Raw genomic sequence first — 20,592 nt, forward strand, 5'->3', positions numbered from 1 at the left:
CCGTCCCATCAACCGCGCAGCGATCGGAACATCTCGCGACTGCGCAACCGGCGCCCACCCAGATGTCGATGGAGCACCGCCCGCATCAGCCGCCGCGCCTCGCTGCGCACCGGTTCTTGCGACAAACCCTGCCCCTCCGTGGCTGCCAGTGCCAGCAGTGTAGCCCCCCGGACCTCCACGCCGCCCTCGCCCGTGCCCGCAGGCTCAGCGCCCCGCTCCGGGGTGTAGCGGTAGGCGGACTGCGGCACAACCGGCCGGCCGAGGACGTCCGTTTCCAGCTCCATGCCGTAGCCGCTCTCCTCCAGGAGCGCGAGCTCGAAGCGCCGCAGTGCGGGCTCCGCATCATCCCCAGCCAGACAATCGACGGCGATAGCGTAACGCTCCCAGGTCAGCGGGTGCGGGTCCTCCCGCCGGGTCAACGCCAGCAGGAGCTCAGCCATGTAAAACCCACACGCCAGCGCCCCACCACGCAACGCATAGCCGCGTCCGGCTTGCTCGACTTCGGTCAGGGTCTTGAGGTCGCCGCGGCCTTTCCAGACGACCTGAAGCGGGATAAAAGGCTCAAGCTGCCCGCTCCACCCCCGTCGCCGCACCCCGTTGGCAACTGCACCGATACGCCCGTGCTCGCGGCTGAACAGTTCGACCAGGGTGCTGCTCTCGCGGAAGGCTCGCCGATGAAGCACCCAGGCCGGCTGCCCCTGCGCGGTATCCATTCAATCCGTGTAACCGAGCTCGTCGAGCGCCCGCCGATCGTTCGTCCACTGCTCCTTGACCTTGGTCCAGAGCTCCAGGTGGACCCGTTCGCCGAGCATATTCTCCATCTGCAACCGGGCGCTGCGACCGATTTTCTTGAGTCGTTCGCCCCCGCGTCCGATCACGATGGGTTTCTGCCCCTCGGTCTCGACCCAGATGACCGCCGATAGCCGGGTCATACCCTCCTCGCGATGGAGCTGCTCGATCTGCACCGTGGTGGTGTAGGGAAGTTCGTCGCCGAGATTGAGCATGAGCTGTTCGCGGACTAACTCACCGAGGCGAAAGCCGAGGTCCCGGTCGGTGATCTGGTCGGCCGGGAACAGGGGTGGCCCCGCCGGAAGCTGCTGGATGATCTCCTGCTCGAGGGCATCGAGATTCTCTTTCCGGGTAGCCGATACCGGCACCAGCGCCGCGAATTCCCGTTGCGCGGCCAACCACTCCAGATGTGGTAAAAGCAGCCGTTTGTCCTGGACCCGGTCAACCTGATTCACCGCCGCAATGACAGGGGCGTCGACCTCGGTGAGGCGTTCCAGGACCCTCTGGTCGTCATCCTTCCACTCTGTTCCGCGGACGACGAAGACGACCACATCGATATCTTCCAGCGCGCTGTGGGCGGCCCGGTTGAGCTGGCGATTCAGGGCACGCTTGGCGGATTGGTGCATGCCCGGCGTATCGACCAGCACCGTCTGGGATCCGGGGCGATTGAGAACGCCCAGGATACGGTGCCGAGTGGTCTGTGGCTTGCGCGTGACGATGCTCACCTTCTCGCCGAGCAAGGCGTTGAGCAGCGTCGATTTACCGACATTGGGCCGACCGACCAGTGCGCACAGCCCGCTGTGCTCGAGCGTCGCAATCGCCTCGGTTGATCCATTACTCATGGCCGGAGCCTCCTCCTTCCGCCGACTCGGCGCCGATCTCGACGAGCATCGCCTCGGCGGCGCGCTGCTCGGCCTGCCTGCGGCTGCCGGCCTCACCGACCGTTTTCTGCTCGCTGTCGCTGAGTCGGCACTCGACCTGAAAGCGCTGATGGTGGGCTCGTCCGCGGACATCCAGCACCTGGTAGCCGGGCAGGGGACGGCGCGTCGACTGCAGAACCTCCTGCAGGCGAGTCTTGGGGTCCTTGAGCACCGCCTGCTCCGGCAAGCTCTCCAGTCGCGGACGATACAAGCCGATGATGACTTGCGACGCGGTCTCGAAGCCCGCGTCCAGGTAGACCGCGCCGAACACCGCCTCCAGGGCATCGGCCAGGATGGAGTCACGCCGGTGGCCGCCGCTCTTGAGTTCGCCGCCGCCCAGGCGAAGATGGTCACCCAGTTCTATGTCCCGCGCGATGGCCGCTAGGCTGGAGCGATTGACCAGGCTCGCGCGCAACCGCGACAGCGTACCCTCGCTATCGCCCGGGCGCCGGTGGAATACCTCGTGGGCGATGACGAAGTTCAGCACCGAGTCGCCCAGGAATTCCAGGCGTTCATTGTGGCGGCCGCCGGCACTGCGGTGCGTGACCGCCTCCTGGAGGCGGTCAAGTTCCCGGAACCGGTGATCGAGCCGCTGTTGCAGGCGTTCGAGATCGGACATGGGTTATTCGATCCGCTGGCCAATGCGATCCCAGGCGATCCCGCCCTCCTCGCTGTCCCAACTCATCCAGATCAGGAACGCGCGCCCGGCCAGGTAGTCGTCCGACACCGGGCCCCACATCCGGCTGTCGGCACTGCGATCCCGGTTATCCCCGACAGTGAAGTACTTACCCTCGGGGACCGTGTACGTGAAATCCGCCGACTGGGAAGCCGGATGGTGGAGGATGGTGTATTCGCGACCGGAGACCCGCTCCGTGCGCAGGACCGAGGGTTGGTCCGGGTCAGCGCCTGGGCCGGCGTAGCGCTCCTGCCCTTCCTGCTCCAGGCGCTCACCGTTAACGTAGAACGTCCGATCCTGATACCGAATCTCGTCCCCAGGCAGGCCGATGACTCGCTTGATGTAGTCCTGGCCCGGGTCAACGGGATAGCGGAACACGGCCACCTCGCCCCGCTCCGGCTCGCCATCCCCGAACAGGCGGCTGCGCAGGACGGGCAGACGGATGCCGTAGGAGGCCTTATTGACCAGGATGAAATCGCCGGCCTGCAGCGTGGGGAGCATCGAACCGGAGGGGATGCGGAACGGCTCGGCCACGAACGAGCGAACCAGCAACACGATCAGGATGATCGGAAAAAGCGAGCGCGGCAGATCGATATACCACGGGTCGCGGTCACGATCGATATTCTCGCGGTGACGCAGCCACCGATCCCAGCCCCACACCAGGCCGGTGAGCAGGGTCAGCACAACAAGGAGGATTTCAAAGTTCATGGGCGCCCACTAATCCTTTGAGTCATCGACCCGCAGCACGGCAAGGAAGGCATCCTGCGGGATCTCCACCTTGCCGACCTGCTTCATGCGCTTCTTGCCCTCCTTCTGTTTCTCGAGGAGCTTGCGCTTGCGGCTCGCATCCCCGCCGTAGCACTTGGCGGTGACGTTCTTGCGCATCGCCTTGACGGTGCTGCGTGCAATGATCTGCCCGCCAATGGCCGCCTGTATGGCCACCTCGAACATCTGCCTCGGGATGATCTCCTTGAGCCGCTCCACCAGGGCCCGGCCGCGGTGGTAGGAGTGATCCCGGTGGACGATATTCGACAGCGCATCCACGCGGTCGCCGTTGATCAGGACATCGAGCTTGACCAGATCGTCGGCCTGAAAACGCTTGAGTTCGTAATCGAAGGAAGCGAAACCACGCGTCGCCGACTTGAGGCGGTCGAAGAAATCGAGGACCACCTCGCTGAGCGGCATCTCGTAGACTAGCGAGATCTGCTGGCCAACGTACTGCATCTCTTTCTGGACGCCCCGCTTCTCCTCGCAGAGGGCGAGGACGTTGCCGACGTACTCCTGGGGCACCAGGATGCTTGCCTCGATGATCGGCTCCTGGATCTCCTCGATCTCCGCGTTCGGCGGCAGATTCGCCGGGTTGTCGATCTCCAGCTCCTGCCCGTCGCGGGTGATCACGTGGTGGACCACGGTCGGTGCGGTCGTGACCAGGTCCAGATCGTACTCCCGCTCGAGCCTCTCCTGGATGATCTCCATGTGGAGCATGCCAAGGAACCCCACGCGGAAACCGAAGCCCAGTGCCTGGGAGTTTTCGGGCTCGTAGTTCAATGCGGCGTCGTTGAGCCGTAGCTTGCCAAGGGCGGTGCGCAGCGCCTCGAAGTCGTCGGAGCTGGTGGGGAAGAGACCGGCGAATACACGCGGCTGGACCTGCTTGAAACCGGGCACCGGCGTTGCGGCTGGCTCCTGAGCGCGCGTGAGGGTGGCACCAACCGGCGCACCGTCGATGTCCTTGATGCCTGCGACCACATAGCCGACCTGCCCGGTACCGAGCCGGTCCTGCGGGGTGCGTTTAGGGGTGAAGATGCCCAGATCATCCACCTGAAATTCGCGGTCCGTGGCCATCACGCGGATCCGGTCCCCCTTGCGCAGTTCGCCGTCGAAGATCCGGGCCAGGCACACCACGCCGAGGTAGTTATCGAACCAGGAGTCCATGATTAAGGCCTTGAGCGGCGCGTCGGCCTGCCCCTTCGGCGGCGGCACCCGTTGGACCAGGGCCTCGAGCAGATCCTCGACCCCCTCACCGGTCTTGGCGCTGACCATCAGCGCCTCGGCCCCGTCCAGCCCAATGATTTCCTCGATCTGCTCGAGCACCTCCTCAGGCTCCGCCGACGGCAGGTCGATCTTGTTGAGCACCGGGATGATCTCCAGGTCCTGCTCGAGGGCCGTATAGCAGTTGGCGACGCTCTGGGCCTCGACCCCCTGGGAGGCATCGACCACCAGCAGTGCTCCCTCGCACGCGGCCAGCGAACGAGATACCTCGTAGGAGAAGTCCACGTGGCCCGGGGTATCGATGAAGTTCAGCTCGTAGACCTGCCCGTCCCGCGCGTGGTACTTCAGCGACACGCTCTGCGCCTTGATAGTGATGCCTCGTTCGCGCTCAAGGTCCATGGAATCCAGGACCTGGTCGCGGCTCTCGCGCTCGCTCAGCGTCCCGGCGACCTGAATGAATCGATCCGAGAGCGTGCTCTTGCCGTGATCGATGTGGGCGATGATCGAGAAGTTGCGGATATTCTCCATGCGTTGCTCGGTCCTGCCTTGTCGCCGGTTCCAACCAAAAAGAAAAGCGCCACCCGCGTGCGGGCGGCGCCCACATTCTACTCGTTTCGAGGCCTCAGGGCATTTGTAATGCCAGAAAACTCGGGTGTCCGTCACGGATCACCAGCACCGGCACGGTACTGCCGGGCTCCACGGCAGCCACGCCGTCGCTGAGGTCCTCCGCCGTGTGCACAGGCTCCCGATCGAAACTGACCAGCACGTCGCCCACCCGCAGCCCGGCCTCGGCGGCCGGCCCCTCTTCGACGCCGGTGATGAGCACTCCGCCCTCATCCTCCAGTTCCAACTCCTGCCGGGTGGCATCGTCCACGGGCTCCACCCGCAGCCCCAGGTCGGCACCGCCCTTACGGTCCGCAGGGTCCTGCTTCCCGGGCGAGGCGGCGAGTTCGTCCTCGCCCGGCAGGGCAGCCACTTCGACCTCCACGGTCTTGGTCTCGCCATCACGAAGGATCAGCAGTTCGACCCTGCGCCCGATACTGGTCCGCCCGACCATGGGCGGCAAGGCGGCGGAATTCTCCACCACCTCGCCGTCGAACTCCAGAATGACGTCTCCGCTCTGAAGGCCGGCCTCAGCGGCGGGGCTGTCATCGAGCAGCTCCGAGACCAGGGCCCCACGGGGGCGCTCAAGGCCGAACCCCTCGGCCAGATCACGCGTCAGGTCCTGGATCAGGACCCCGAGCCACCCGCGCTGCACCTCCCCGGTCTCACGGAGCTGATCGGCGACGTCCATCGCCAGCTCGATGGGGATCGCGAATGACAGCCCCATGAAGCCGCCGGTACGGCTATAGATCTGCGAATTGATCCCGACAACCTCACCGTCGAGGTTGAACAGCGGCCCCCCGGAGTTCCCGGGGTTGATAGCCACATCAGTCTGGATGTAAGGCACATAGTTCCCGTGCGGCAGCGAACGGCCCTTGGCCGAAACGATCCCGGCGGTTACGGAGTGCTCGAATCCGAACGGCGAGCCGATGGCCAGGACCCACTCCCCGACCTCAAGTGCATCGGCGCTGCCCACCGAGACGGTGGGCAGCTCATCGTCGGTCTCAATCTCGACGACGGCCAAATCGGTGCGCTCGTCGGAGCCGATCACCTCCGCGTCGTGCTCGCGACCATCGGCGAGTCGGACGATGACCTCCTCCGCCCGGGCGACGACGTGGTGATTGGTCAGGATGACTCCGTCCTCGCTGATCAAAAACCCCGAACCGAGTGATTGCCCATCCTCGCCGAAGGGACCCGGGCCAGGCTGCTCACCGGGATCGGGGAGATGCAGCTCGTCACCATGGGGCGTCGAGACCTGGCGCGCCCCGGTGGCCGGCGGCGCCGGACCCTGCTGGGGCTCAATGCCTTCGGGCGGCATTCCCTCCGGGGTCGGCTGTGCTGGCGCCTCCTGCCGGGTACTGATGTTCACCACCGCCGCACTGTTATCGCGGACGAGCTCGGTGAGATCCGGCAGCTCGAGGGCAGCCGCCGGGACACTGATACCCAGCCCCAAACCGACAGCCAGTGCGATCCGCACTGACTCACGTTTCGCCATACCCATCGATCCTCACCCTGTTGCCCGGGGGCGCCTGGCCCGGTCCACTGTTCCCGAGATGTCTTAGCGTCGCTGCGTCCGAGTCGCGAAACGCTCGACGGTCTTGGCTGGTACGTCGCCGATCGCCGTGACTTGATAGCCATCGACGGGGCGTTCGTGGGCATGCAGCGCCCCGGCCCGCGCCCGCCCCTCATCACCTTCCGGCTCCGGGGCGATATAGACGGACACAGTGGCCAGGCCGTCGCTGAACAGCAAGTGCTCGATGGGATCCTGCCCTTGCTCCTCCGACGGTATCCGGCCGTGGGCAATCCGGGAGAACCCCGCGGGCACGTCGATCACTTCCCAATCCGGTTCGGGGCCGTCTGCGGTCTTTGTAGCCGGGCGGCGCTCAACCCGCTGCTGCGCCTCGCCGCTGGGGGCCAACTCCTCGGTGCCGATGTCCTCGCGGAGGCGGAAGCTGGTAAACAGCAGGCGCTCGATGACCCGGCGCCCGTCCAGCAGTTGGGCCTGGAGCGGCAGCCCGCTCTCTTCATCGACCCAGAGACGATGACCGTAGCGCAGCTGATCCAACGGCTCGATGGAGATCACCTGGACCGGGCGTCCGGCGACCCGCCCTTCCCCACCGATGCGGATACGATAGAGTTCATCGGAGATGCTGTCAGCCCTGGGCCACCCTTCGCCCAAGGCGGTCGCCACGCCACTGCCGCGCAGTCGATCCCCCTCGGGGACAGGTCCAGCCAGCAGGGCACCCTCGGGCGTACGCACCAGCTCCCGGTGGGCTCCGGTGAGCATCTCCAGACGCTGGTGGCGACCAGCCTCGTCGGCGCGGTGCACGATGCGCACGGTCTCCACGACGCCGGCCCGGGCGTAGACGAAGATCCCTTCGTAGGAGCGCTGATCGAGGGCCTCGACCATGCGGTTGAGCGCTTCGCGGCCATCATCGGCCGCGCGCTGGCCGCTGTCATCGGCCAGCGCGACCTGGCCGTGCGCGGCCCAGAGCAAACCGGCGCAGAGGAGCGCGCCGCGGAACCAGCCCCGATCAGGGATCCCCATGCTGCGGAACCCGTACCTGATGAAGCATGCTGCCGGGGTAGTCGGACTCGGCCTGCTCGGCGTGATCGATCATGAAGCGATGCAAACGGGACGGCATGGCGTCTGGCACCGGATCAAAGGACTGTTCGCGGGTGGTTCCCGCTGTGCCCCGGTCGCTATCCGGCCAGGGCAGTCCGCCACTGTCGCCCAGGGTGACGGGACGAACCGTGGTGCCGCCTATGGATCGCTCACCGCCTGCCGGCGAGGCCACCTCGGTCGCCGGTTCGCCGCTGCCGGCCGTCGGCCCGGTGCCAGCATCGGGTGGCGCCCCACCCTGCCACCAGAGCACGGTCACCGCCGCCACACTAGCGGCGATCAGACCGCCGAACGCCGGACGGCGCCAATCCCGCGCTGCGGGCTGCCGAGCCGCGCCGCGCTGAACATGGTGGACTGGCTCATCGGCCAGCCCCGCGCGCACCCGCTCGACCAGATCGGTACTGGGCTGCGGCGGCAGGTTGCGCTGCAGCGCATCACGCATCAGATAGTAGCGCGCCACCTGCAGGCGGGCATCGGCGTCATGGTCCAGACGCCGCATCAGGAACGCCCGTTGCTCGCGTGGCAACTCGTCATCCACCAGCGCGGAGAGTTGCTCTGCGAGTCGGTCCCGATGTTCTTCTTCCGACATACCCTTATCCCCCGAAAGCCACCATGCCCTATGTCTCTTCGCCGGTCAGCGGCCGCAGTCGCTTGTCGATCGCCTCTCGGGCCCGGAAGATGCGCGAGCGTACCGTCCCCACCGGGCACTCCATGACCTGAGCGATCTCCTGATAGCTCAGACCCTCGAGTTCCCGCAGCGTGACCGCGGTACGCAACTCCTCCGGCAGCTCGGCGATGGCCTCGACCACCGTGCGCTCGACTTCGTCCCGATAGGCTTCGGCCTCCGGCGTATCCTGCTCGCGGAGCATGGTGTCGATGTCAAAACGCTCCGCGTCCTGCGCATCGACATCGGAGTCCGGTGGCCGGCGCCCCTGCGCAACCAGGTGGTTCTTGGCCGTGTTGACCCCGATCCGGTAGAGCCAGGTATAGAAGCTGCTCTCCCCCCGGAATCCGGGTATCGCCCGGTAGGCCTTGATAAAGGCCTCCTGAGCCACGTCCATCGCCTCCTGCGGATCGCGCACGTAACGCGAGATGAGCTTGACCAGCTTCTGCTGATAGCGCAGCACGAGGAGGTCAAAGGCCTGCTTATCACCGGCCTGGACACGCTCCACGAGCTCACGGTCCGACTCCTCGGAGCTCATCGCCACCGGCGCCCTCCTGTGTCGGTGCGCCGGTACTTGCTGCTGTAGACACTCCGCTGGGGCGTGAGTTCGCGCACGGCTCCGGGAATCTGACAATCGTGGGTGGGTGATTTGCCGCGGGTGGCGCGGCGTGCGAAGCTTTGCAGCCTATCCGATAGGCTGGCAAAAGCGCAACCAAATGGCGGAACCAAGAACGGCTTACGATGTCCTGGTGATCGGTAGCGGACTGGCCGGGCTGACCGTGGCCCTGCAGCTCCCCCGCGAGCTTCGCGTGGCGGTCCTCTCCAAGGGAACCCTGACCGAGGGAGCCACCCCCTACGCGCAGGGCGGAGTCTCGGCAGCGCTGGATGCGGCCGACTCAGTGGATGCCCATGTTGCCGACACCCTGGAAGCCGGAGCGGCCCTCAACGATTCGGATATTACGCGATTCGTGGCCGAGCGCGCACGCACGGCGATTGAATGGCTCGTCGACCAGGAAGTGCCCTTCTCGCGCATCACACCCGGGGCCGGCACCGACGGGTTGCATCTCCACCAGGAGGGCGGGCACAGCCACCGCCGTGTCGTACATGCCGAGGATGCCACCGGGGCGGCGATCTCAAGGAGCCTATCCGGGCTCGTAATCGAGCGGGACAATATCGATCTGCTCGAGGGCCGCTACGCGGTGGACCTGATCACCGGGGCGCGGCTCGGCGAGCCAGAGGACCGCTGCTATGGGGCCTACGTCTTCGACCAGGCCAGCGGTCGCGTAGAGTTGCTCAACGCACCCTATGTGGTGCTCGCCTGCGGCGGGGCCAGCAAGGTCTACCTCTACTCGACCAGCCCCTACGCCGCCACCGGTGACGGGATCGCCATGGCTTGGCGGGCCGGATGCCGGGTGGGTAACCTGGAGTTCAACCAGTTCCACCCGACCTGCCTGTACCACCCGCAGGAGCGCTCCTTCCTGATCAGTGAGGCGGTACGCGGCGAGGGTGGGCACCTGCTCCTACCCAGTGGCGAACGCTTCATGCAACGCTTCGACCCCCGCGGCGAACTCGCCCCCCGGGACGTAGTGGCAAGGGCGATCGACTACGAGATGAAACGTCTCGGCGCAGACTGCCTCTATCTGGACATCAGCCACCAGCCGGACTCGCTCATCGAGGAGCACTTCCCGACCATCCTGAGGCGCTGCCAGGAGCTGGGTATCGACATGCGCCGCGAGCCACTGCCCGTGGTGCCCGCCGCCCACTACACCTGTGGCGGGGTGATCGCCGACAGACGCGGGCACACCGACGTCCCGGGGCTCTACGCCGTCGGCGAGACAGCCTGCAGCGGGCTGCACGGAGCCAACCGCCTCGCGAGCAACTCGCTGCTTGAGTGCCTAGTCTTCGGCGCGGAGGCCGCCCGCGACATTGCGGCCAAGGCGCAGCAGCCGATCCCGGCACCCGAACTCCCGCCTTGGGACGAGAGCCGGGTTACCGACTCCGACGAACAGGTCGTGGTCAGCCACAACTGGGCCGAGCTACGCCGAGCGATGTGGAACTATGTGGGGATCGTCCGCAGCGACCGCCGGCTCGAACGCGCGGCAAGGCGCATCGACCTGCTATCCCGCGAGGTCCACGAGTACTACAGCAACTTCCGCATCAGCGGTGATCTGATCGAGCTGCGCAACCTCATCGAGGTAGCCAATCTCACGGTGCGCTGCGCCGGCCGGCGCCGGGAGAGCCGCGGTCTACACTACACCCTGGACTTTCCGGAGCGCGACGATGAACAGAGCTCCACCACCGTCCTGCGCCCACCAAAACCCCGGCCTTTCGGCCACTTGCGCTCTTTCCGCGAGCGATGACGCCCGCCGGCGGATCAATGGGCCGCGAGCGGGCCCAGACCCGCAGCCGCCGGTGGTGCTCAGTACCGAGCCGACCGCGCGGAATGAACAGATCGTAGCGCCGCCCGTCCACGGTCCGGACGGTGAGCGCGACCAACCATGGGTGGGCGAAACGGCTGACCACCCGGGCGCCGCACCGGCGCCCGTCCCGCGACTGTAGGAAGATCCGCCCGTCGGGATGAAGATGACAGCGGCGCAGCCAGTGGAGACGGCGCTGGCTGCGCCAGGCGGCGATCAGCGCCGCGACCAGTCCGCCGCCCCAGAGCAAGAACAGCGCCACTGGCGGTGACCGCTCGGCAAGCACGAGCAGCCCCCCAACGGCCGCCGCCGCTAGGACAAGCAACCACGCGCTGCTAACGCGCGGGCGGAAACTCAGTGGTTCGGATAAGTTCGACAACCCGGTGCAGCTCCCCGTCCGTGGGTGATTGCCCGGCGATCAGCCAGTCCTGCAGGAAGTGGTCCTCAAGCCCGAGCAGCCGCTCGAAAGCCGCCTGGTCCTGCGCATCGAGATGCAGGAATTGATCGTCCAAGAAGCGCTCCAGGAGCAGGTCCAGCTCCTTGGTGCCGCGACGGCAGCGCCAGCGCAACCGCTTACGCACCGCCACGGCCTCTGCATGGTGCTCGACCGGCGTCACGTCTCACGCTCGGCGATGAGCCGCTTGATGGCACCGATCGCCTTGCCCGGATTCAGCCCCTTCGGGCAGGTCGCCGTGCAGTTCATGATGGTGTGGCACCGGTACAGCTTGAAGGAATCGTCGAGGTCGTCGAGGCGTTCCCCGGTGCCCTCATCACGGCTGTCGGCAATCCAACGATAAGCCTGAAGCAGCGCTGCCGGGCCCAGGTAGCGATCGCCGTTCCACCAGTAGCTCGGGCAGGAGGTCGAGCAGCAGGCGCATAGGATGCACTCGTAGAGCCCATCGAGGGCCTCGCGCTCCTCCTTCGACTGCAGGCGCTCCTTGTCCGGCGGTGTCGGGGTTTCGGTCTTGATCCACGGCTCCAGCGAGGCGTACTGGGCGTAGAAGTGATTCAGGTCGGGGACCAGGTCCTTGATCACGTCCGTGTGTGGCAGGGGGTAGACCTTCACGTCGCCCTTGATCTCATCCATGCCCTTGGTACACGCGAGCGTGTTGGTCCCGTCGATGTTCATCGCACAGGAGCCGCAGATCCCCTCCCGGCAGGAACGCCGGAAGGTGAGTGTCGGATCGACCTCGTCCTTGATCTTGATCAGCGCATCGAGAACCATCGGTCCGGCGCTGTCGGCGTCGATCTCGTAGGTATCCATGCGCGGGGTGGCGCCGCCCTCCGGGTCGTAACGATAGACCCGGATGCGCCGGATGTTCTCGCTCTTTTCCGCGTCGGGGGCACGGTAGGTGTAGCCCTTCCGGATGCGGGAGTTGGCGGGAAGCCTGAACTCTGCCATGTCTGTCTCCCTGGAGTCTTTAGTACACCCGGGCCTTGGGAGGGATCGCCTCCACGTCGTCGCTCAGGGTATGGAGATGGACGGGGCGGTAGTCGATGTCCACCGTACCGTCACTGCGCAGCGTCGCCAGCGTGTGCTTGAGCCAGTTCTCGTCATCACGCTCCGAGTAGTCCTCCCGGGCGTGGGCACCGCGGCTCTCCAAGCGGTTGCGCGCCGAATGGATGGTGGTCACCGCGCTGCCAAGGAGGTTCTCCAGCTCCAGCGTCTCGATCAGATCCGAGTTCCAGATCAGCGAACGGTCGGTTACCCCGACGTCGGCGAAGCCCCGGAAGACATCGTCCATCCGGTTGCAGCCCTGCTCCAACACATCACCCGTGCGGAAGACCGCGGCGTAGTTCTGCATGGTGTTCTGCATCTCGGCCCGCAGTTGCGCCGTCGGCTTGCTGCCATTGGCCCGACGCAGCCGATCCAGCCTTTGCAGCGCCAGATCCGGCGCCCCCTCTGGCAGGGGTGCATGGGGTTTGCCGCGGCCGCCGATGACTTCGGCGGCACGGTGGGCGGCGGCTCGGCCGAAGACCACCAGATCAAGCAGCGAGTTCGACCCGAGCCGGTTGGCGCCGTGCACCGAGACGCAGGCAGCTTCGCCGATGGCCATAAGCCCCGGAACCACCGCATCGGGGTCACCACCCTTGAGATGAACCACCTCACCCATGTGGTTGGTCGGGATCCCGCCCATGTTGTAGTGGACCGTGGGCAGGACCGGGATCGGCTCCTTGGTCACATCGACACCGGCAAAGATCTGGGCCGACTCGGCAATACCTGGCAGCCGTTCATGGATCACCTCCGGCCCGAGATGCTCCAGATGCAGGTGGATATGGTCGCCGTGCTCGCCGACCCCCCGCCCCTCGCGGATCTCGATGGTCATCGAGCGGGAGACCACGTCGCGCGAGGCCAGATCCTTGGCGTTCGGGGCGTAACGTTCCATGAACCGCTCGCCCTGGGCGTTGGTCAAGTAACCGCCCTCGCCCCGGACCCCCTCGGTGATCAGGCAGCCCGCGCCATAGATCCCGGTCGGGTGGAACTGCACGAACTCCATGTCCTGGAGCGGCAGACCGGCACGCAGGACCATGCCGTTGCCATCCCCGGTGCAGGTGTGGGCCGAGGTGCAGGAGAAGTAGCTCCGCCCGTAGCCGCCAGTGGCCAGCACCACCTGATGGGCCCGGAAGATATGCACCGTGCCGGTCTCCATGTCGAGCGTGACCACGCCCCGGCAAACCCCGTTGTCCATCATCAGGTCGATGGCGAAGTGTTCGATGTAGAACTCCGCCTTGTGCTTGAGCGCCTGCTGGTAGAGCGTGTGCAGGATGGCATGCCCGGTTCGGTCCGCGGCCGCGCAGGTCCGCTGGGCCGTTCCCTCACCGAAGTGGGTGGTCATGCCGCCGAACGGGCGCTGATAGATCTTGCCGTCCTCGGTGCGCGAGAAGGGCACGCCGTAGTGCTCCAGCTCCACGATGGCCGGCACCGCCTCGCGGCACATGTATTCGATGGCGTCCTGGTCACCCAGCCAGTCCGACCCCTTGATGGTGTCGTACATATGCCAGCGCCAGTCGTCCTCGCCCATGTTGCCGAGCGCCGCCGAGACGCCGCCCTGGGCCGCCACGGTGTGGCTGCGCGTGGGGAACACCTTGGTGACACAGGCGGTGTTCAGCCCCTGTTCGGCCATGCCGAAGGTCGCCCGGAGCCCGGCCCCACCGGCACCGACAACGACGACATCGTACTGGTGTTCGACCGTCTTGATCGGTTCTGTCATCTGCGCCTCAGCCCCCCAGAACGATTTGGATGACCGCCAGGATCCCGGCGACGGCCACCAGGAAACATGCGAAGTAGACGGCGAGGTTGCCGAACCACTTCAGCCCCTCGAGGTGGACGTAGTCCTCGATGACCACCTGAACGCCGAGCGCCCCGTGATAGAACAACATGATGATCGCGGCGATCAGCAGCGTCGCGTTGAACGGGTTCGCCACCCACGCCCGGGCCGCCTCGAAATCGGCGCCGGCCTGCAGGGCCAGGCCGATCCCCAGCCACATCATCAGCGGAACCAGCACCACCGCGGTCAGGCGCTGATGCCACCAGTGGTGGAAGCCGTTCTTGGCCGAGCCGAGGCCGCGGGCCCGGGAGACGGCGGTCTCGTACTTACGCATGATCAAAACTCCCCTGCGTAGGCGATCACCCAGACCAGGGCGGTCAACAGGACGCTCGCGGCGAGCACCATGTAACCGCCGCGATAGACCGCCTTGAGCTCGAAGGCGCGCACGGTGTCCCAAACCAGGTGCCGAACGCCATTGCAAAGGTGGTAGGCCAGGCTGAACGTGATACCCAGCAGCACCAGCTGCCCGAACCAGTGGCCGAGCACCCGCGTCAGCAGTTCGTAGTATTCGGGTCCGGCGGCCAAGGCCATCACCCAGGCGACCAGCAGGACCGCAGCCATGGTGACGAACACCCCGGTGCCGCGGTGGAGCACCGAGAGCAGCGAGGTCAACTGCGGCCGGTAGATGGTCAGGTGCGGAGAGAGCGGACGATTCGGATTTCTCATGGATTTTTGCTCCGCTGAGCCGAGTCAGAACCTGCGGCGCACGATAAGAGTGAGGAAACGGGACGATAAGCTATATTGCGGACAATCGTAATGCAAGCATTAACAAATGGGAATACTGATGCTGACGGAAGATTAACATTCTGCCCCGGTCTAAGGCTGGCTGCCCCGGCGATGATCACCCACAATGAATACGATGTCAGTATACGGATCCCGCCCCTAGAGTGGCACGAGATGCAGCAAGCCGCCGATGCAGCAAGCCACCGAGGAGAGGTTATGCGAGAAGAGTTCCCGACCGTACCGGTAGATGCGCCCGAAGACGGCGCCGGTGCCTCTCAGCCGGAGTGCCTCGAGACCGGCACCGGCTACAGCGTGGTGGCGGTTACCGGCGAGGAAGCCGGGGATTTCTTGCAACGCATCCTGACCGCGGACATCCCGGCTGCAGACGACGCACGCAGCGTGCTGGCCGGGTTGTGCACGCCCAAGGGGCGGCTGCTTGCCCTGGCGCGAGTCATCCCCTGGGACGACGGCTACCGGCTCGTCCTCCCGGAGGACACCGCGGCCGAGACCGTCGCCCGGCTGCAGATGTATGTACTGCGCTCGAGGGTGACGGTGCACGCCCCCGACATGCAGTGGCGCCTGCTCCGGGCGGCCGGCCCGACCGCCCGGAGCCTGCTGGCCCGATGGAGTGAGCGCCCTATGCCAGAGGCCGAAGGCGTTGTGCGCAGCGGCGAGGTGGCGATCATCCGGCTACCCGGTGCGCCGGAGCGCTACTGGGTGGTCGGACCGGCGGCCCCGGTGGCCGCGGTAGAGGGCGTGCTTGCCGAACACCTGCCGCCGACCGACGAAGAGACCTGGCGGGCGTTGGAAATCCTTGCCGGACAGCCCGAGATCCGCGCCCCGGGCCGGGAACTGTTCATCCCGCAGATGGTGAATCTCGATCGCCTTGGTGGCGTGAGCTTCAGCAAGGGATGCTTCCCGGGGCAGGAGGTGGTGGCGCGGGCGCACTACCGCGGCAAGGTCAAGCAGCGCATGTTCCGCGCCCGGGGCACCGGAGATGCGCCGGCGGACGGCAGCGAGGTCCGTGATGCCGACAACCAGCTGGCCGGCCACGTCGTCTGCGCAGCGGGTGCGCCGCAGGGGTTCACGGCCCTCGTTTCGCTGCGCGAGGCACAGCTGGCCGGCCCCGCATCGCTGAGCGTGAACGGACAGCCGTTGCACCTCCGCGAGGCCGGCACCTGAACCGCCGCCCTACGACTCCGGGCGCATGGCGGGGAATAGAAGGACGTCGCGGATCGAATCGCAGTCAGCGAGCAGCATGACCAGGCGGTCGATCCCGATGCCCTCCCCGGCAGTCGGCGGCAGCCCGTACTCCAGGGCACGGATATAGTCGCCGTCGTAGTGCATCGCCTCCTGATCCCCGGCATCCCGCTCCGCCGCCTGGGCACGGAAGCGATCCGCTTGGTCCTCGGCGTCGTTAAGCTCCGAGAAACCGTTGGCGATCTCGCGACCACCGACGATCAACTCAAAACGCTCAGTGTAGAAGGGTTCGTCGTCCCGCGGGCGAGCCAAGGGGGATACCTCCTTGGGGTAATCGGTTACAAAGACCGGGCCGTGGAGCCGAGGCTCAGCCGTCTCCTCGAACAGGGCCGCCTGGATCCTGCCCAGCCCGTCGCCGGAGCTCACCTCGATCCCGCGCGCCTCGGCCGCCCGGGCCGCCTGCTCGCGATCCGCGAGTTCCTCGGCCGTGAGGTCAGGATTGTACCGAAGGACCGCTTCAGTCAGAGAGATACGCTCGAATGTTGAAGTGAAATCATAAGTCTCGCCCTGCCAGGTTACCTGTCCGCTTCCGAGCGCCTGTTCAGCCAGATGCCGGAGCATTTCCTCGGTAAGGTCCATCAGGTCGTGGTAGTCGGCAAAGGCCTGATAGAACTCCAGCATGGTGAATTCCGGGTTGTGGCGGGTCGAAACCCCCTCGTTCCGGAAGTTTCGGTTGACTTCGTAGACACGCTCGAAGCCCCCCACGACGAGCCGCTTGAGGTAGAGCTCCGGCGCGATGCGCAGATAGAGATCCCGGCCGAGGGCGTTGTGGTGGGTCACGAAAGGTCGCGCCGCGGCTCCGCCGGGGATCGGCTGCATCATCGGTGTCTCCACCTCCATGAAACCGCGGCCATCCAGGAAACGGCGCAGGGCAGCGAGTACGCGGGTGCGCAGGGCAAAGACGCGCCGACTCTCCTGGTTGACGATTAGATCCAGGTAGCGCTGGCGATAGCGGATCTCGTGATCGGTCAGCCCGTGCCACTTCTCCGGCAGCGGCCGCAGCGATTTCGTTAGGAGCCGGACCTGATCGCAATGGATGGAAAGCTCCCCCTTGTTCGTCCGGAACAACGTCCCGGTCGCGCCGACGATATCGCCCACGTCCCAGCTCTTGAACGCGGCGTAGACCCCCTCGGGCAGGTCATCCCGGCGCAGATAGAGCTGGATCCGCCCCGAGCTGTCCTGGAGCTGCGCGAAGCTCGCCTTGCCCATGACCCGTTTGGCCATCATGCGCCCGCCGACCGTGACTCGAGCGCCCTCCTGCTCCAGGGCCTCCTCGTCCAGCGGGCCGTAGCGCTCGTGAAGGTCGGCGGCCAGCGCGTCACGGCGGAAATCGTTGGGGAAGGCTTGGCCCGCATCGCGCAGACCCTGCAGCTTCTCGCGGCGCTGGGCGATGAGCTTGTTCTCGTCGCTTTCGGACATCCGTTGACTCCGGGCAGTGTCAGGGGCGAGCGTCAGAGGCCGGCCTTGAGGCTCGCCTGTATGAACGGGTCGAGGTGGCCGTCGAGCACGGCCTGCGTGTTGCCGATCTCGATTCCCGTCCGCAGATCCTTGATCCGGGACTGATCGAGGACGTAGGAGCGGATCTGGTTCCCCCACCCGATATCGGACTTGGTCTCTTCCTGGGCTTCGGCCTCGGCACGGCGGCGCTGCATCTCCAGCTCGTAGAGTTTGGCGCGCAGCTGACTCATCGCCGTGGCACGGTTCTTGTGCTGCGATCGATCGTTCTGCGACTGCACCACGACGCCGGTGGGTTCGTGGGTGATGCGGACCGCCGACTCGGTGGTATTGACGTGCTGGCCACCTGCGCCGGAAGCGCGGAAGACGTCCACGCGCAGATCCGACGGGTCGATCTCGATATCGACATTCTCGTCGTCGATCTCCGGCGACACGAACACCGAGGAGAACGAGGTGTGGCGGCGACCGCCGGAGTCAAAGGGCGACTTGCGCACCAGACGGTGAACCCCGGTCTCCGTGCGCAGCCAGCCGAAGGCGTACTCGCCGGTAACCTTGATCGTGGCGCTCTTGACCCCCGCCTCCTGGCCGGCCGTCACCTCGATGACCTCGGTGTCGAAGCCGCGGGCCTCGGCCCAGCGCAGATACATCCGCAGCAGCATCTCGGCCCAGTCCTGGGCCTCCGTTCCGCCTGACCCCGCCTGGATATCGAGGAACGCATTGGACGCGTCCATCTCTCCGGAGAACATGCGTCGGAACTCCAGGGTCTCGATGTGCGTGGCGACGCGCTGGACATCCGCCTGGACCGCCTCAAGAGTTTCCTCGTCGCCCTCCTCCCGGGCCATGGCGACCATCTCGCCGGCGTCATCGAGCACCCCGCCGATCTCCTCGAGGGTGCTCAGGACGGACTGCAGCTGAGAGCGCTCGCGGCTCAGCCCCTGGGCCCGCTCCGGGTCGCTCCAGACGTCGGGGTTCTCCAGCTCACGCAGGACTTCCTCAAGCTGTTCGCGTTTGCCGGCTTCGTCAAAGATACCCCCTCAGGGCCTCGAAACGCCCTTGCAGGTCTTCGATTTGTTCAAGCAGCGGGTTGATCTCCATGAGCACCTCCGGATACTAAGGGCGCGAATCGTACTATATTCACCCGTCGTTCAGCAGCCTCGAACTTCAGCGCCGGCGTCCAAGCCGTGCGCATCGACGGGTGTCTGCGCCGCCGCCGCGGCGCGCCATCCACCCGCTGATCAGGATTGAGGTTCCCATGACCACGACGACCAGTGCCGAGCCTGGCCATCAGAAGCTTGCCTGGGCCCGCGCCCATATGCCGGTCCACAAAGCCCTGCGCGAGCGCTACCGCGAGACGCGCCCCTTCGAAGGCCTATGCATCGCGGTCTGTTCCCACATCGAGGCGAAAACCGGCGTCTTTCTGGAGACACTCGCCGCAGCCGGCGCCGAAGTCGTATTCACCGGCAGTGAACCCGGTTCCAGCCAGGACGATGTGGTCGCGGCACTCAATGAGCAACCCGGGATCAGCGGCTACGCCCGGCGCGGTGTCAGCGAGGCGGAGCTGGCCCGGCTCCACGGCCGCGCCCTGGATCACCAGCCCAACCTGATCCTGGATGACGCCGCCGAACTCACCGCACGACTCGTTCACCAGCGCCCCGAGCTGCTGGACGGGCTGCGTGGGGTCTGCGAGCAGACCACCACCGGTGTGCAGCGGATCCAGGCCATGACGGCCGAGGGCGCTCTGCATTTCCCGGCTTACGCCGTCAACCACACACCGATGAAGCACGAGTTTGACAATATCCACGGCACCGGCGAGTCGGCACTAACCAACCTGATGCTGACAACCAACCTGCTGCTCGCCGGAAAGCAGGTCGTGATCTGCGGCTACGGTGACTGCGGCGTGGGGATCGCCCACAAGGCCCGCGCCTGGGGGGCGCAGGTGACGATCACGGAGGTCGAACCACGCCGGGCGCTACGTGCCCACATGAACGGTTTCGCCGTGCGCCCCATGGAGGAGGCCGCCGGCGTCGGTGATTTCTTCATCACCGCCACGGGCAACCGGGATGTCATCCGCGCCGAGCACGTTGCGCGCATGCGCGACGGCGCGATCCTGGCCAACGCCGGGCACTTCAACGTGGAGATCGACGCCGCGGGCTTGGCCCAGCAGGCCGAATCCCGCTATCCGGCGCGACCGGGTATCGAGGCCTTCCGCATGAGCGACGGCCGCGAGATCCACTTGGTCTGCGAAGGTCGCCTGGTGAACCTGGCCGCCCCGACGGCCATGGGTCACCCGGCCGAGGTCATGGACCAGACCTTCGCGATGCAATTCATGGCCGCGGACGACCTGTTGCGCCACCGCGACCAGCTCCGCGCCGGCGTGCATCCGGTTCCCGACGAGGTCGACGCCGAGGTGGCCCGCCTCAAGCTGGAAACGCTGGGGGTCGGCATCGACGCCCTGACCGACAGCCAGCGCCGGTTTCTCGAGGCTTGGCGGGCCGATGACATCCTTGAAGCGCCCTGAGCGCCACCCCATGCACCGGGCGGGCGGCGAAGCCTCGGCGGAGCGCCGCCCACCCCCCGGCTACTTGCCTGAGGCGAAAACGCGCACTAGGGTATACACGCTATGGCAGATTACAAACGCGACGACAATCCGGACCGTCACGAAGGGCACAGCCGGACTTCCCCCTATCCGGTCAGCCGGCTATCCGCGCCCATCGACCTTGTCGACACCGCCCGCGAGATCCAGGAGGCGGATCAGGCGATCAACAACCGCACCAGCTCAAAGCTGACGGTGATCGCGGATCAGATTCGCGCCCTCCAGGAGCAGGCACGGGAGGTGCTCGAGGAAAGTCAGCGTGACATGGACCTGCACCGGGCCAAGTGCAACTTCACCCGGCGCCCGGGCAGCATCTACCACCTCTACGAGCGCGAGGACGGCGAACTCTACTTCTCCATGCTCGCTCCCGAGGATTGGCGCAACGGCCCGCCCCATACCTACAAGGGGTCCTACCGCCTGGAAGCCGACCTCTCCTGGACACCATTCGACGAGATGGATCAGCCCGATGCCACCCGGGACATGGTGCAGCGCCTGATTGCCGATCACCGCAGCGGCGGCGCCGGCTGAACCAGCCGGCGCCCGCCCTGTCT

20 protein-coding genes and 1 pseudogene are annotated in these 20,592 nt (G+C 66.2%); 4 read left to right on the plus strand and 17 right to left on the minus strand.

Annotated elements, in window-relative coordinates:
• Nucleotides 1–8: 8 nt before the first annotated feature.
• From recO to rpoE, 9 genes are all read right to left on the minus strand, one after another.
• Nucleotides 9–713: a DNA repair protein RecO gene (gene recO, locus CCR79_RS00445; RefSeq protein ID WP_201167258.1), complete on the minus strand. Its 705-nt coding sequence runs from the start codon at nucleotides 711–713 to the stop codon at nucleotides 9–11.
• Nucleotides 714–1,631 carry a GTPase Era gene (era, locus tag CCR79_RS00450; protein ID WP_201167260.1) on the minus strand — a complete coding sequence of 306 codons (918 nt, stop codon included), beginning with the start codon at nucleotides 1,629–1,631 and terminating at the stop codon, nucleotides 714–716.
• Nucleotides 1,624–2,328 carry a ribonuclease III gene (gene rnc / locus CCR79_RS00455; protein ID WP_201167262.1) on the minus strand — a complete coding sequence of 235 codons (705 nt, stop codon included), beginning with the start codon at nucleotides 2,326–2,328 and terminating at the stop codon, nucleotides 1,624–1,626. The genes era and rnc overlap by 8 nt, the downstream gene beginning before the upstream one ends.
• Before the next feature lie 3 nt (nucleotides 2,329–2,331).
• Nucleotides 2,332–3,093 carry a signal peptidase I gene (lepB, locus tag CCR79_RS00460; RefSeq protein WP_201167263.1) on the minus strand — a complete coding sequence of 254 codons (762 nt, stop codon included), beginning with the start codon at nucleotides 3,091–3,093 and terminating at the stop codon, nucleotides 2,332–2,334.
• 9 nt (nucleotides 3,094–3,102) lie between these two features.
• Nucleotides 3,103–4,902 carry a translation elongation factor 4 gene (lepA, locus tag CCR79_RS00465; RefSeq protein ID WP_201167266.1) on the minus strand — a complete coding sequence of 600 codons (1,800 nt, stop codon included), beginning with the start codon at nucleotides 4,900–4,902 and terminating at the stop codon, nucleotides 3,103–3,105.
• A 94-nt stretch (nucleotides 4,903–4,996) separates the two neighbouring features.
• Nucleotides 4,997–6,472: a DegQ family serine endoprotease gene (locus tag CCR79_RS00470; protein ID WP_242510754.1), complete on the minus strand. Its 1,476-nt coding sequence runs from the start codon at nucleotides 6,470–6,472 to the stop codon at nucleotides 4,997–4,999.
• A gap of 63 nt (nucleotides 6,473–6,535) precedes the next feature.
• A complete protein-coding gene (locus tag CCR79_RS00475; RefSeq protein WP_201167271.1) occupies nucleotides 6,536–7,525 on the minus strand; it encodes a MucB/RseB C-terminal domain-containing protein in 990 nt (329 codons plus the stop codon).
• Complete coding sequence (locus CCR79_RS00480; protein WP_201167274.1) at nucleotides 7,512–8,189, minus strand: sigma-E factor negative regulatory protein; 678 nt, start codon at nucleotides 8,187–8,189, stop codon at nucleotides 7,512–7,514. Before CCR79_RS00480 ends, CCR79_RS00475 begins: the two co-directional genes overlap by 14 nt.
• Nucleotides 8,190–8,217: 28 nt before the next feature.
• Nucleotides 8,218–8,802: an RNA polymerase sigma factor RpoE gene (rpoE, locus tag CCR79_RS00485; protein WP_201167424.1), complete on the minus strand. Its 585-nt coding sequence runs from the start codon at nucleotides 8,800–8,802 to the stop codon at nucleotides 8,218–8,220.
• 178 nt (nucleotides 8,803–8,980) lie between these two features.
• Between rpoE and nadB the strand changes: the two genes are divergently transcribed.
• Nucleotides 8,981–10,624: an L-aspartate oxidase gene (nadB, locus tag CCR79_RS00490; protein WP_201167277.1), complete on the plus strand. Its 1,644-nt coding sequence runs from the start codon at nucleotides 8,981–8,983 to the stop codon at nucleotides 10,622–10,624.
• Between the two features lie 82 nt (nucleotides 10,625–10,706).
• Here nadB and CCR79_RS13935 read toward each other — a convergent pair.
• From CCR79_RS13935 to sdhC, 6 genes and pseudogenes are all read right to left on the minus strand, one after another.
• Nucleotides 10,707–10,967, minus strand: a pseudogene (locus CCR79_RS13935) (hypothetical protein); the annotation flags it as partial.
• A gap of 49 nt (nucleotides 10,968–11,016) precedes the next feature.
• Nucleotides 11,017–11,298: a succinate dehydrogenase assembly factor 2 gene (locus CCR79_RS00495; protein WP_238632575.1), complete on the minus strand. Its 282-nt coding sequence runs from the start codon at nucleotides 11,296–11,298 to the stop codon at nucleotides 11,017–11,019.
• The gene (locus CCR79_RS00500; RefSeq protein WP_201167280.1) at nucleotides 11,295–12,083 is read right to left on the minus strand and encodes a succinate dehydrogenase iron-sulfur subunit; all 789 of its coding nucleotides are present in this window, start codon (nucleotides 12,081–12,083) and stop codon (nucleotides 11,295–11,297) included. The genes CCR79_RS00495 and CCR79_RS00500 overlap by 4 nt, the downstream gene beginning before the upstream one ends.
• Nucleotides 12,084–12,102: 19 nt before the next feature.
• Nucleotides 12,103–13,893, minus strand: a complete 1,791-nt coding sequence (gene sdhA, locus CCR79_RS00505; protein ID WP_201167283.1) for a succinate dehydrogenase flavoprotein subunit — start codon at nucleotides 13,891–13,893, stop codon at nucleotides 12,103–12,105.
• 7 nt (nucleotides 13,894–13,900) lie between these two features.
• Entirely contained in the window at nucleotides 13,901–14,284 is a 384-nt protein-coding gene (gene sdhD, locus CCR79_RS00510; protein ID WP_201167285.1) for a succinate dehydrogenase, hydrophobic membrane anchor protein, read from the minus strand.
• 2 nt (nucleotides 14,285–14,286) lie between these two features.
• Nucleotides 14,287–14,676, minus strand: coding sequence for a succinate dehydrogenase, cytochrome b556 subunit (sdhC, locus tag CCR79_RS00515; protein ID WP_201167287.1), 390 nt, complete (start codon nucleotides 14,674–14,676; stop codon nucleotides 14,287–14,289).
• Nucleotides 14,677–14,949: 273 nt separating this feature from the next.
• On the opposite strand from sdhC, the gene CCR79_RS00520 reads away from it, so the two are divergent.
• Entirely contained in the window at nucleotides 14,950–15,915 is a 966-nt protein-coding gene (locus CCR79_RS00520; protein ID WP_201167290.1) for a YgfZ/GcvT domain-containing protein, read from the plus strand.
• A 9-nt stretch (nucleotides 15,916–15,924) separates the two neighbouring features.
• Here the strand turns inward: CCR79_RS00520 and lysS are convergent, their stop codons facing one another.
• Nucleotides 15,925–17,412, minus strand: a complete 1,488-nt coding sequence (gene lysS / locus CCR79_RS00525; RefSeq protein WP_201167293.1) for a lysine--tRNA ligase — start codon at nucleotides 17,410–17,412, stop codon at nucleotides 15,925–15,927.
• 32 nt (nucleotides 17,413–17,444) lie between these two features.
• Nucleotides 17,445–18,543, minus strand: a protein-coding gene (gene prfB, locus CCR79_RS00530; RefSeq protein ID WP_201167296.1) for a peptide chain release factor 2 whose coding sequence is annotated in 2 segments (ribosomal slippage) — nucleotides 17,445–18,470 and nucleotides 18,472–18,543 — 1,098 coding nt in all. Because the reading frame shifts where the segments join, the coding sequence is not laid out codon by codon here.
• A gap of 157 nt (nucleotides 18,544–18,700) precedes the next feature.
• Between prfB and CCR79_RS00535 the strand changes: the two genes are divergently transcribed.
• Entirely contained in the window at nucleotides 18,701–19,966 is a 1,266-nt protein-coding gene (locus CCR79_RS00535; RefSeq protein ID WP_201167299.1) for an adenosylhomocysteinase, read from the plus strand.
• 102 nt (nucleotides 19,967–20,068) lie between these two features.
• Nucleotides 20,069–20,569 carry a DUF2452 domain-containing protein gene (locus CCR79_RS00540; protein ID WP_201167302.1) on the plus strand — a complete coding sequence of 167 codons (501 nt, stop codon included), beginning with the start codon at nucleotides 20,069–20,071 and terminating at the stop codon, nucleotides 20,567–20,569.
• Nucleotides 20,570–20,592: the final 23 nt, after the last annotated feature.

Source organism: Halorhodospira halophila, from assembly GCF_016653405.1.
In the GTDB taxonomy this organism is placed as follows: Bacteria; Pseudomonadota; Gammaproteobacteria; order Nitrococcales; family Halorhodospiraceae; genus Halorhodospira; species Halorhodospira halophila_A.

Excerpts from the sequence above, each read along its gene's own strand:
- rpoE (WP_201167424.1), bottom strand. The coding sequence starts at position 8,802 with ATGAGCTCCGAGGAGTCGGACCGTGAGCTCGTGGAGCGTGTCCAGGCC.
- CCR79_RS00470 (WP_242510754.1), bottom strand. The coding sequence starts at position 6,472 with ATGGCGAAACGTGAGTCAGTGCGGATCGCACTGGCTGTCGGTTTGGGG.
- nadB (WP_201167277.1), top strand. The coding sequence starts at position 8,981 with ATGGCGGAACCAAGAACGGCTTACGATGTCCTGGTGATCGGTAGCGGA.
- sdhD (WP_201167285.1), bottom strand. The coding sequence starts at position 14,284 with ATGCGTAAGTACGAGACCGCCGTCTCCCGGGCCCGCGGCCTCGGCTCG.
- CCR79_RS00500 (WP_201167280.1), bottom strand. The coding sequence starts at position 12,083 with ATGGCAGAGTTCAGGCTTCCCGCCAACTCCCGCATCCGGAAGGGCTAC.
- recO (WP_201167258.1), bottom strand. The coding sequence starts at position 713 with ATGGATACCGCGCAGGGGCAGCCGGCCTGGGTGCTTCATCGGCGAGCC.
- CCR79_RS00535 (WP_201167299.1), top strand. The coding sequence starts at position 18,701 with ATGACCACGACGACCAGTGCCGAGCCTGGCCATCAGAAGCTTGCCTGG.
- CCR79_RS00540 (WP_201167302.1), top strand. The coding sequence starts at position 20,069 with ATGGCAGATTACAAACGCGACGACAATCCGGACCGTCACGAAGGGCAC.
- lepB (WP_201167263.1), bottom strand. The coding sequence starts at position 3,093 with ATGAACTTTGAAATCCTCCTTGTTGTGCTGACCCTGCTCACCGGCCTG.
- era (WP_201167260.1), bottom strand. The coding sequence starts at position 1,631 with ATGAGTAATGGATCAACCGAGGCGATTGCGACGCTCGAGCACAGCGGG.
- lysS (WP_201167293.1), bottom strand. The coding sequence starts at position 17,412 with ATGTCCGAAAGCGACGAGAACAAGCTCATCGCCCAGCGCCGCGAGAAG.
- rnc (WP_201167262.1), bottom strand. The coding sequence starts at position 2,328 with ATGTCCGATCTCGAACGCCTGCAACAGCGGCTCGATCACCGGTTCCGG.
- CCR79_RS00475 (WP_201167271.1), bottom strand. The coding sequence starts at position 7,525 with ATGGGGATCCCTGATCGGGGCTGGTTCCGCGGCGCGCTCCTCTGCGCC.
- sdhC (WP_201167287.1), bottom strand. The coding sequence starts at position 14,676 with ATGAGAAATCCGAATCGTCCGCTCTCTCCGCACCTGACCATCTACCGG.
- CCR79_RS00480 (WP_201167274.1), bottom strand. The coding sequence starts at position 8,189 with ATGTCGGAAGAAGAACATCGGGACCGACTCGCAGAGCAACTCTCCGCG.
- lepA (WP_201167266.1), bottom strand. The coding sequence starts at position 4,902 with ATGGAGAATATCCGCAACTTCTCGATCATCGCCCACATCGATCACGGC.
- sdhA (WP_201167283.1), bottom strand. The coding sequence starts at position 13,893 with ATGACAGAACCGATCAAGACGGTCGAACACCAGTACGATGTCGTCGTT.
- CCR79_RS00520 (WP_201167290.1), top strand. The coding sequence starts at position 14,950 with ATGCGAGAAGAGTTCCCGACCGTACCGGTAGATGCGCCCGAAGACGGC.